Annotated in this window: 6 protein-coding genes and 1 riboswitch; of the genes, 2 read left to right on the top strand and 4 right to left on the bottom strand. The window is 71.5% G+C overall.

What is annotated here, in order from left to right; translation table 11 throughout:
• Positions 1-85: 85 nt before the first annotated feature.
• Positions 86-658: a histidine phosphatase family protein gene (locus tag OM076_RS44035; protein ID WP_270046616.1), complete on the bottom strand. Its 573-nt coding sequence runs from the start codon at positions 656-658 to the stop codon at positions 86-88.
• Positions 659-732: 74 nt separating this feature from the next.
• Positions 733-850: riboswitch (cobalamin riboswitch) on the bottom strand.
• Between the two features lie 14 nt (positions 851-864).
• Here OM076_RS44035 and cobT point away from each other — a divergent pair.
• Positions 865-1,878, top strand: coding sequence for a nicotinate-nucleotide--dimethylbenzimidazole phosphoribosyltransferase (cobT, locus tag OM076_RS44030; RefSeq protein ID WP_270046615.1), 1,014 nt, complete (start codon positions 865-867; stop codon positions 1,876-1,878).
• Here cobT and OM076_RS44025 read toward each other — a convergent pair.
• Both OM076_RS44025 and OM076_RS44020 read right to left on the bottom strand, forming a co-directional pair.
• Positions 1,875-5,339 (bottom strand): ATP-binding protein, encoded by a 3,465-nt coding sequence (locus OM076_RS44025; RefSeq protein WP_270046613.1) that lies wholly within the window; start codon positions 5,337-5,339, stop codon positions 1,875-1,877. The genes cobT and OM076_RS44025 overlap by 4 nt on opposite strands.
• 140 nt (positions 5,340-5,479) lie before the next feature.
• Positions 5,480-6,085, bottom strand: a complete 606-nt coding sequence (locus tag OM076_RS44020; RefSeq protein WP_270046611.1) for a TetR/AcrR family transcriptional regulator — start codon at positions 6,083-6,085, stop codon at positions 5,480-5,482.
• Positions 6,086-6,164: 79 nt separating this feature from the next.
• Here OM076_RS44020 and OM076_RS44015 point away from each other — a divergent pair, with 79 nt between their 5' ends.
• Positions 6,165-7,361: an ROK family transcriptional regulator gene (locus OM076_RS44015; protein ID WP_270046610.1), complete on the top strand. Its 1,197-nt coding sequence runs from the start codon at positions 6,165-6,167 to the stop codon at positions 7,359-7,361.
• A gap of 84 nt (positions 7,362-7,445) precedes the next feature.
• Here OM076_RS44015 and OM076_RS44010 read toward each other — a convergent pair.
• A partial coding sequence (locus OM076_RS44010; protein WP_270046609.1) for a PKD domain-containing protein occupies positions 7,446-10,302 on the bottom strand: 2,857 nt, incomplete at its 5' end.

Raw genomic sequence — 10,302 nt, 5'->3', positions numbered from 1 at the left:
GCCGCGCCGCGCCACGCCGCAACAGCGCGCGCGCAGCCACGCCCGCCGCGCCACGGCGCCACGCCGCGCCCGCCCGCCCGCGCCGTCATCGCGTCTCTCCCCGGTCGTTGACCCTCGTGACCGTCCAGCGGCCGTCGTGGGCGTGCAACTCGGTGATCGAGCACGGGGCGACGTCGATGCGCCAGAACGCGCTCGGCGGTGCGTCCAGCGCGAGCACGACCGCCGCCTTCACCACACCCGCGTGGGTGATCGCGATCGCGGTTCCCGACCCGCCCGCCTGCGCGGCCAGCCACCCACGGACCCGCTCGAGCATCGCGACCAGGCTCTCGCCGCCGTGCGGCGCCGCGGCCGGGTCCGTCATCCACGCCCGCACGCCCGCCTCGTCCGCCTCCGCGATCTCGCTCAACCGCCGGCCGGCCCAAGCACCGAAGTCGCACTCGCCCGGCGCCGAGCCCGACACCGGCAGACCCGCCAGCGCCGCCGTCTCCACCGCGCGCGCGGCCCCGCTCACCAGCACCTCGTCGGCCCGCGGCAACCGCGCGGCCAACCGCGTGGCCGCGGCACGGCCCGAAGCGTCGAGCGGCTCGTCGGCCCCGAAGGCAGCGGCTCGCACCGCGTCGGTGGACGCGTGGCGAACGAGCAGCAACCGGCGGGTCACCGCGAGCGGGGAGCTCGAGCGGAGAGGCGGTGCGGTGTGGGCAAGGGGGAACCTCCTCGGGATGACGCGTCCCGTCGGTCTGTCCCGCGAAGGTCGGAATCCTGGCTCCGGGATCGACTTCGTCCCGATAACAGTGGCGCGACCGCGCCGGTTTCTCACCGGCTTTCCCGCGCCTTCGCGGCTGAGGTCGGCACAATACCGCGCCGATGATCGACCTCGCACTCCGTCCGCTCGACACCGCCGCCATGGACGCCGCCCGCGCCCGCCAGGGCCAGCTCGTCAAACCGCCCGGCAGCCTCGGCCGGCTCGAGGAGCTCGCGATCTGGCTGGCCGGAGCGACCGGCGACGCGCGCCCAACCGTCAACGCGAGGGTCGTCGTCGCCGCGGCCGACCACGGCGTCAGCGGCGTCAGCGCCTACCCGCGCGAGGTCACCGCGCAGATGCTCGCGACGTTCCTCGCCGGCGGCGGCGCCGTCTCGGTCCTGGCGCGGGAGACGGGTGCCGAGCTCGTGTGCGTCGACGCGGGCGTCGACGCCGACACCTCAGCGTTGGACGTCGTCCGCACGGGCCTGTCCCCCAGCGGTGACCTCACCACTCAAGACGCACTCACCGAACGCGACGTCACCACCGCCATCGACACCGGCCGCGACCTCGCCGCCCAAGCGGCGCAGGACGGCATCACCGTCCTCGTCGGCGGCGAGATGGGCATCGGCAACACCACGCCCGCGACCTGCCTCGCCTGCTGGCTCACCGGCGGCGCGCCCGAGGAGCTCGCCGGGCCGGGGACGGGCCTGGACCCAGAAGGCGTGAAGCACAAGGCCGATGTCATCGCCCGAGCGCTCGCGCTCCACCGCCCCAGCGACCCGCTGGAAGCCTTGAGCACCATCGGCGGCGGCGAGATCGCCGTCCTCACCGGGCTCGCCCTCGGCGCGGGCGAGCACGGCCTCGCCTACATCTGCGACGGCCTGATCGCCACCGCCGCGGCGGCGATCGCCGTCGCCATCGCACCCGACCTGCGCCCCCGCCTGCTCGCCGGCCACCGCTCGCCCGAGCCCGCCCACACCCGCCTGCTCGAGCACCTGCAACTGGAACCGGTGCTCGAGCTGCAGATGCGCCTCGGCGAGGCCAGCGGTGCCGTCGCCGCGCTCGCGATCCTGCGCCTCGCCGCCGCCACCCACGACGGCATGCTGACGTTCGCCGAAGCGGGCGTGAGCGGCTAAGACCCTTGGGCCGGCGCCTCGCGCGACGGCATCGCCGCGAGCTGCGCGATCGCCGCTTCGAACTGCGCGAGCGTGACCGGCTTGACGAGATAGTGATTCATGCCCGCCGCGAGGCATTCGTGGCGGGTGTCGTTGGACGCGTACCCGCTCAGGCCGACGATCTGCGGACCGCGCGCGCCGGGGAACCGCCGGCGGATGATCCGTGTGGCATCGAGACCACCCAGCTCAGGCATCTGCATGTCCATGAACACGATGTCATAGGGCTGGCGCTCGATCGCCTCGATCGCCTCGATGCCGTTGGCAGCGGTGTCCGCCGCGTAGCCGAGCTCGGCGAGCAGCAGCGCGGTGACACGCTGGTTGCCGCGATTGTCGTCGACGATCAGGATCCGGAGCTCCGGCGACGACGCCGACGCCGACGCCACCGGCTTCGCGGCGGCCGGAGCGAGCGACGACGCCTGCACCGGCGCGTCGACGAGCGCGGCGGGCAGCGTCAAGGTGAAGGTCGATCCGACGCCCAGCGCGCTCTCGACCGCGATCGAACCGCCCATCACCTCGGCCAGCCGGGTCGAGATCGCGAGCCCGAGCCCGGTACCCGCCCGCCGGCGGCCGCTCGTGCCGTCGACCTGGACGAACGCGTCGAACAGCGCCACCTGATCGCTCTCACCAATGCCGATGCCGGTATCGGTGACCGCGAAGCGCAGCGTGCAGAGGTGCGGGCCCAACGGAACGGCGGTGACGGCGACGGTCACCTGCCCGGCATCGGTGAACTTGACGGCGTTGGCGAGCAGGTTGATGAGGATCTGCGAGAGCCGGCCGCTATCTCCTATCACCCACTCCGGTACCTCCGCCGACGCCTGGCTGATCAGCGGCAGCTGCTTCGCCCCGGCGTCGACCGCGGCGATGTCGATCGCGTCCTGCAGGCAGCGGCGCACGTTGAGCGGCGCCCGCTCGACCTGCACCGCGCCCGCTTCGAGCTTGGAGAAGTCGAGCACATCCCCGACGAGGTTGAGCAGGTGCTCGCCGCTGGAGCGGATGACCCGCGCGTATTCGCCCTGCACCTCGTTCAGCGGCGAATGCAGCAGCAGCGACGTCATGCCGATGATCGCGTTCAGCGGCGTGCGGATCTCGTGGCTGATGCTCGCGACGAACTGACTCTTGGCGTTGGCCGCCAGCTCGAGCTCGCGGTTGGCCGCCTCCAGCCGCACTGCCGACTCCCGCCGCTGGCGCGAGAGTGAGAGCGTGGCCGAGATCCGCGCGACCAGCTCCCGCGCCGAGAACGGCTTGACCAGGTAGTCGTCGGCACCCGCATCCAGGCCTTCGACCGCGGACTCCTCGCCGGCCCGCGCCGAGAGCATGATGACCGGGATCTCGCGTGTCTCGTCGTCGCCGCGCAGCGCCGCGAGCAGCCCGAAGCCGTCGAGCCGCGGCATCATCACGTCGGTGAGGACGAGGTCGGGCGGAGCGAGCCGCACCGCCTCCAGCGCCGCCTCGCCGTCGGCCACGGCGACCACGTCGAAGCGCCCTTCGAGCAGCCGGGCGACGTGCCGGCGCATGTCGGCGTTGTCGTCGGCGAGCAGCACCCGTGCCCGCGTGCCGTCCGCCACCGCGGAGGCGTCGCCGAGCGCTTCGAGCCCTTCGCCCGCGAGCCAGCTGTCGGCCTCGTACACCTGCGCGGCCGCGGCGGCGCTGGCGACGGCCACCCCGGTCCCGTCCCCGACCTGCTCGGGCGACAGGTGCGTGCGGCCGGCCCGCACGTCGACGAAGAACGTGCTGCCGCGACCGAGCTCGCTCTCGATGCGCACCCGCCCGCCGTGCAGCCGCGTCAGCTCCTGCACGAGCGCGAGCCCGATGCCCGTGCCCTCCAGGGAGCGCGACTGCGCGTCCCGGACGCGATGGAAGCGCTCGAAGAGCCGCGGGATCTGGTCCGCGGCGATCCCGATCCCGGTGTCGCTGATCGACAGCTCGGCATGGTCGCCCCGCCAGCGCAGCGCGACCGTGATCCGCCCTGTGAACGTGTGCTTGAACGCGTTCGAGAGCAGGTTGAGGACGATCTTCTCCCATATGTCGCGATCGACGAGCAGCGGCTCGGGCAAGGGGTCGCAGTCGACGATGAGCTCGAGCCCCGCCCGCTCCACCGCGGAGCGGAACAGGCTCGCGAGATCGGCGGTATAGGCGGCGAGATCGGTCGGCTGGAAGTGCGCGTCCACGCGCCCCGACTCGACCCGCGAGAAGTCCAGCAGCGAGTTCACGAGCCGCAGCAGGCGCAAGCTGTTGCGGTGCGCGGTCGCCAGTCGCTCGCGGCTCCCGGGCGACAGCGGACCGTCGGCGCCGGCCAGCTCCTCCTCGAGCGGCCCGAGCATCAGCGTCAAGGGCGTGCGGAACTCGTGCGAGACGTTGGAGAAGAACGCGGTCTTGGCTCGGTCGATGTCCGCGAGCGCCTCGGCCCGCGCGCGTTCCTGCTCGTAGGCGAGCGCGTTCGCGAGCGCGCTCGTGACGCCCTGGGCGACGAGGTCGAAGAAGCCGCGGTAGGTCTCGTCGAGCTCCAGCCGCGTGCTCACGCCGGCCACGAGCACACCCGCCGGCCGGCTCTCGCCTGGCAGGCTGATCGGCAGGAACAGCGCCTGCTCGAGCGCCTCTTCATGCGGTCCTGCCTCGACCGCCCCGAACCGCGCGGCGAGATCGGTGACGTGGACCGCCTTGCCGCTGCGCACGACCGAGCCCACGACAGCGTCCGGCTCGGACAGGTCGATCATGGCGGGCGTCAGCGGGTGGCCGCGGGCCAGGCCGGTATGGCCCGCGATCCGCGCCGTCGCGCCGTCTGCGTCAACGAGGTAGAGCGTCAGGAACGGCAGGTCGAGCGCGTAGCCGCCGAGCATTTCGAGCGAGAGCTCCGTCGCCTCGCGCACGTCGCGCGTGCGCCCGGCGCAACCCGCGAGATCGCGCAGCGCGCGTGTGCGCCGGTCCGCCAGCATCCGCGGCGTCGTCTCGGTCACCGGAAGAAACAGGCCGACGACCTCCCCGCTGTCGTCGCGGATCGGGCTCAGCGAGAACGTGAACCACGTCTCTTCGAGGTAGCCCTTGCGGTCGAGGAACATCGGCTGGTTCTCCAGGAAGGCCGCATCGCCCGCCCGCGCCGTCTCGAACGCACCCCCGATCGCCGGCCAGGCGGACGCCCAGCACACGCGGTAGTCGCTGCCGAACTCGCGCGGGTGCTTGTCACCGCAGATCCGCGCGTACGCTTCGTTCCAGATCTGGACGGCTCCCGGCCCCCAGATCACGTTGATCGGAAACGACGACGCGAGCGCGAGCGAGATCGTCGTCTGCAGGCTCTCCGGCCACGCGTCGATGGAGCCGAGCGCCGTCTGCGACCAGTCCGTGGAACGGATGAGCTCGGCGATCTCGCCGTCACCGACCAGCCAGCCCGCGCCTCTCGCTCCACCCTGGGTGGACCCGTCCTGCACCCGTCGCCCCCTGACCGATGTTCGCCCTTCCGACCGCCAAGGGACGCTAGCCGAAGGTCAAGTCCCCTACGCCGGACCATCACACGCGAAAGTGGCGCACTCCCGCTCTAGGCGAAAAACGGCCGCAGTCCACCGGTCCTTCATGTTCGCGGGCTGACGGGCGCGAGCAGGGAGAGCAGCTCCGCGAGCGGCGCTGCCATGTCGACGGACGCCGGATCGAGCAGGTGCTGGAGCTGCAGTCCGTCCATCACCGCGATCAGAAGGACCGCGAGCGAGGCGGGCGCGATCCGCGCATCGATCCGGCCCTCCCGCTGCTCGGTCTCGATGCGTTCCGTGAAACCGGCGCGCGCGCTGCGGTAGCGCTCGACGAAGCGGTCGTGTCCTGGGTGGCCGGCGTCGACGCTCTCAGCCGCGAGCACGGTGAAGAGCCGGATCAACTCCGGACGCTGCTGGTTGTGGCGCGCGAGTGCGACGAGCGCATCCGCGAAGGCGTGCGAGTCGGCGATCGCCTGCTCAACGAGTGCGATGTCGTCCTCGTTGCGCACCTCGAGCACGCCGAGCAGCAACTGCACCTTGGACGGAAAGTAGTGCAACAGCCCCTGGCGCGTCATGCCGACAGCGTCGGCGACCGCATCCAGCGATGCGCCGCGAAAGCCCTGCGTGGCGAAGATGTCCATCGCCGCCCGCAGCACGCGATCGCGTTGCGACCGTCCCCGCGCCGTGCTGCTCGGCTGTGTCCGCGTCATCAGCTACCAAGGTACGGGGATTCTTATAGACGGCCGACCTACAGGTAGGTAGGGTCGCTCACGAACGCGCGTGAGTTCCATGATCGACGAAATCGCCCCGAACGCCCGGAACGTCAACCGCGTGCGCCTGCTTCAGGCGCTGCTGCACGGTCCCGGCCGCAACCGCGCCGAGTTGGGCAGGGCGCTCGGCCTCTCGCGCGCGACGATCACCGCCGTGCTGCTGGACCTCGAGCGCGCCGGCATGGTCGAACAGCAGGCCGACGGCCCGGGCGAAGGCCCGCGCAGCAACGGCCGGCCGCCGCTGCAGGTCTCGCTCGCCCCGAGTGCGGCCTACGCGGTCGGGCTCGACTTCGGGCATCGTCACGTCCGCGCGGCCGTCTGCGACCTCGGTGGGCGCATCGTCGCCGACAAGTTCACCGCCTTCGAGGTCGACGCCCAGCCGCTCGAGAGCTTCGGCCTCGCCGCGGAGCTCACGCACGCCGCGCTCGGAGAGTCCGGTGTGGATGCGCGCCACGTGATCGGCGTCGGCGCCGGCCTGCCCGCGCCGATCAACACCGAGACCGGGCTGCTGCACGCCGACGGCATCCTGCCGAGCTGGCGCGGACTCAAGCCCGCGGTCGAGCTCGAGGCGCGGCTCGGCATGCCGGTGAACCTCGAGAACGACGCCAACGCCGGCGCGATGGGCGAGCACCTCTTCGGCGCCGGTCGCGGCGTGCGCAACATGGCCTACCTGCAGATCTCCGCCGGCGTCGGCCTCGGGCTGATCCTCAACGGCGAGCCGTACCGCGGCGTCACCGGCGTCGCCGGTGAGCTCGGGCATCTCACGGTCGTCGAGGACGGTCTGATCTGCCGCTGCGGCAACCGCGGCTGCCTCGAGACGATCGCCAACTCGGTCGCCGTCACCGGACTACTCACCCGCAGCCTCGGCCAACCGGTCACGCTGCAGAGGCTGCTCGCGCTCGTCGAGGCCGGCGATCGCGGCGCGCGCCGGGCCGTCGCCGATGCCGGCGAGGCCGTGGGCATCGCCCTGGCCGCCGTGATCAACGTGCTCAACCCCGAGCTCGTGGTCATCGGCGGCGAGCTCTCGGCGACCGGAGACGTGCTCCTGGAGCCGATCCGGGCCGCCGTCGAACGCCGCGTGATCGCGCCGGCCGCCAGCGCCGTGCGCGTGGTGACGAGCGAGCTGGGCGAGCGGGCCGAGGTCACCGGCGCGGCTGCCCTGCAGCTCGCGCGCGCCCCTGTCGCGCTCGCCGAGCGCCTCGCCGGCCGCGCCTAGCGCGGACGGATTCGCGCGCGCGAGTAACAGAAGCGGACCTGCTGAGCGGCGCGCCCGGCGAACCGGGCGCGCCGCCCACTCAACTCACGGCGTCGTGGTCGACAGCGTGAACGTCAGGGTCTTCGAGTAGTTGCCCGTTCGCAGGGCGTCGTTCGCGCCGATGGCCTGCGCGAACGAGACCGTCACCGCATCATTGGCCACCGGAGCGGTGTAGGTGAGCAGCGTGGTCGGAGTGGCGGAGCCGCCGACGGGAGCGAACGCCCCACCGGTGCCCAGCGCGCTGGCCGCCTTGGCGGTCAGGGCGGACGGGAGCGAGAACGTCCCGTTGACGAGGTGCCCGGTCGCGACCGAGCTCGGGTCGGACACGCTCAGCGTCGCATCGCCCGCGGACGAGATGACGGTGGCGGTGGTCGCCGCGTTGTACGTCTTCGCGACGCCCGCGGTGAACGCCCCGAAGGACGCCGGCGTGCCCAGCGCCAGCGACAGCGTCGCCGGCACCGTGCCGGTCGCCGTGCCCGGCGCGGAGGTCTCCACGACCGTCACGCCGTTGCCGTTGAACTCGGCCCAGTTCAGGTTGAACAGGTTGCCGCCGGTCGAGCCGCCCGTCACCGCGCGGAACACGAAGAACAGCTCGTGCTTGCCCGACGATGCCGGGAGCGGGAACGTCTGCGTCGACCAGACGGCGGTACCGCCGGTGGACACGAGGTTCGCCGTGGTGAGGAGCGGACCCGTGCTCGAGTCCTGACGGATCTCGATCGCCGCCAGCGGGGAGCCCGCGGTGCGGCCCGCGGCGGCGTCAGCCACGCGGAACGAGATCGAGTCGGCCTGGAACAGGTTGAACGGACCGTTCAGCTGAATCCAGTCGGCGGCCGCGAGGCTCGAGCGATGCACGCCCGCGCCCGTGGGACCGTCGGTGTTGGTCGCGGTCGCCGTGCCGGACTGGTTGACGACGAACTCGACCTCCTGATGCTTCTGACGGATCTGGACCTGGTTGGTCGTCGAGAGGGTCGGAACCCCACCCGGGCCACCCTTGTCGGTGTACGTGGCGCTGATGACGCCGAACACGTTGCCGCCGTGCGACACGTCACCCGCATCGGTCTGCAGGAACCCGGTGCAGCCCGTCGAGCTCTGCTCGGCGTGGCCATGCGTGTCATGGCCGAGCACGAACGTCACCGTGACGTCGTTGCAGTTGACCGTCCCGTCCTCCGGATCGGTGACCGTGACCTTGTACTGGATCTTGTCGCCGAAGGAGAACAGGCCGCCGTCGATCGGCGCCGTGACCGTGACGGTCGGGCTGGTGTTGCCCACCGTGATGATCGTCGAGGCCGCGGTCTTGGCCCCGCTGGAGTCGGTGACCGAGAGGATGGCCGTGTAGCGGCCGGCCTTGGTGTAGGTGTGCGTCGGGTCCGGCTCGGTGGAGAGCGGCGAACCATCGCCGAAGTCCCATTCGAAGCGGATCGAGTCACCCGGATCGGGGTCGCTGGAGCCCGAGCCGGTGAACTTGACCGTCAACGGCGCGGGGCCGTCGGTCTTGTCGGTCGTGATGACGGTCTTGGGCGCGCGCTGGCCCTTGACGTAGTCCCAGCGATACAGGCCGGCGTCGAGGTTGGCGGCGAAGAAGCCGTCACCGTAGGTCAGCAGGTAGAACGAGCCGTCCTTGCCGAACTGCATGTCCATCGGGTTGTCGCACTCGAAGTCGAACCCGGTCGGGCCGACGTTCGCCTGACCGCAGGGCAGGAAGCTGTTGATCTTCTGGATGCGGTTCTGCGAGTCCAGCTTGATCTCGCGCAACGTGTCGACGTTGAACTCGCCGAGGATCACCGAGTTGTCGTAGTACGGCGGGAACTTCGTCGTGCTCGGGTTGCTCGGGTCGTAGTGGTACTTCGTGGCACCGTGCGGCGCGACGCCCGTCTGGTACAGCTCCGGGAACAGCCGTGGGCACTCGGTCGTCGAGCCCGGAGCGATCGGCCCCGGGGTCGTCGCGTAGTACCCGAAGCACGGCGTGCCCAGGGGCGTGCCGGCGACGTTGTCGCGGTAGGAGTACCAGATCTCCGGATCGCTGACCGGCGGCGTCAGGGCGAGGCCGGGCTCGAAGCCAGGTCCACCGTCACGCACCCAGCGCGAGTCGTTGACGAGGCCGTTCGGATTGCCACAGTCGACCGGCTGCGGCGGGTTGTCCAGCGGGACGCCCAGGGTCGTGGTGCCCGGAGCGAACTCGCGGAAGTTCCAGCGGTAGTAGCCGAGCTTGCTGGAGTAGCAGAGCGGATAGCCGTAGTTGGTCGGCTTGCGCACGATCTCCATGCGCCCGACACCTGACGGCCCGCGGCTGCGCGCCGGCGTGTTGGCATCCGGCGAGTAGTCGGTGACGTAAGCGACGTCGTTCTCGTCCACCTGCAGGCGGAACGGGTTGCGGAAGCCCATCGCGTAGACCTCAGGACGGGTCCGCGCCTGCGGCGCACCGGCCACGAGCGGGAACAGGTTCCCGGACGGGATCGTGTACGCGCCGCCGGTGCCGAGGTCGGCCTTGTTCTGGTCGGCCGCGGTGATGGTGTCCTTGACGTTGACGCGCAGGATCTTGCCGCGCAGGTCGTTGGTGTTCAGCGTCGAGCGGCGGTCATCGCCGGTCGGCCGCTGGTACCACGCGCCCTCCTGGACGGTCGCGGCGGTGGCGGTCGGCGACGTGCCGGTGAGGGCCGCGCCGTTGACCGTGATCTGGTTCTGGTTGGTCTGCTGCAGCGCGCGGCGGAAGAAGATGTTCACGACCGCCGTGCTGGCCGGGCCGCCGCTGGTCTGGATGTTGTTGGCGCCGACGTTCGAGAGCGCCTCGAGCGCGGCGTCGACGTCGGCCGCGGTCGCGTTGTACGCGAGCGGAGCCGTGGTCTGGCCGTTGAAGGTCAGCGTGAACGTGCCGCCGGTCGCGTTGGTCGTGCGGACGGTCTGC

This window comes from Solirubrobacter ginsenosidimutans (genome assembly GCF_027587205.1).
The sequence above is the reverse complement of the archived record's forward strand: the minus strand, read 5'-3'. Positions and strand labels throughout refer to the sequence as shown.

Coding starts and splice junctions, on each gene's coding strand:
- cobT (WP_270046615.1), top strand. CDS start 865: ATGATCGACCTCGCACTCCGTCCGCTCGACACCGCCGCCATGGACGCC.
- OM076_RS44020 (WP_270046611.1), bottom strand. CDS start 6,085: ATGACGCGGACACAGCCGAGCAGCACGGCGCGGGGACGGTCGCAACGC.
- OM076_RS44015 (WP_270046610.1), top strand. CDS start 6,165: ATGATCGACGAAATCGCCCCGAACGCCCGGAACGTCAACCGCGTGCGC.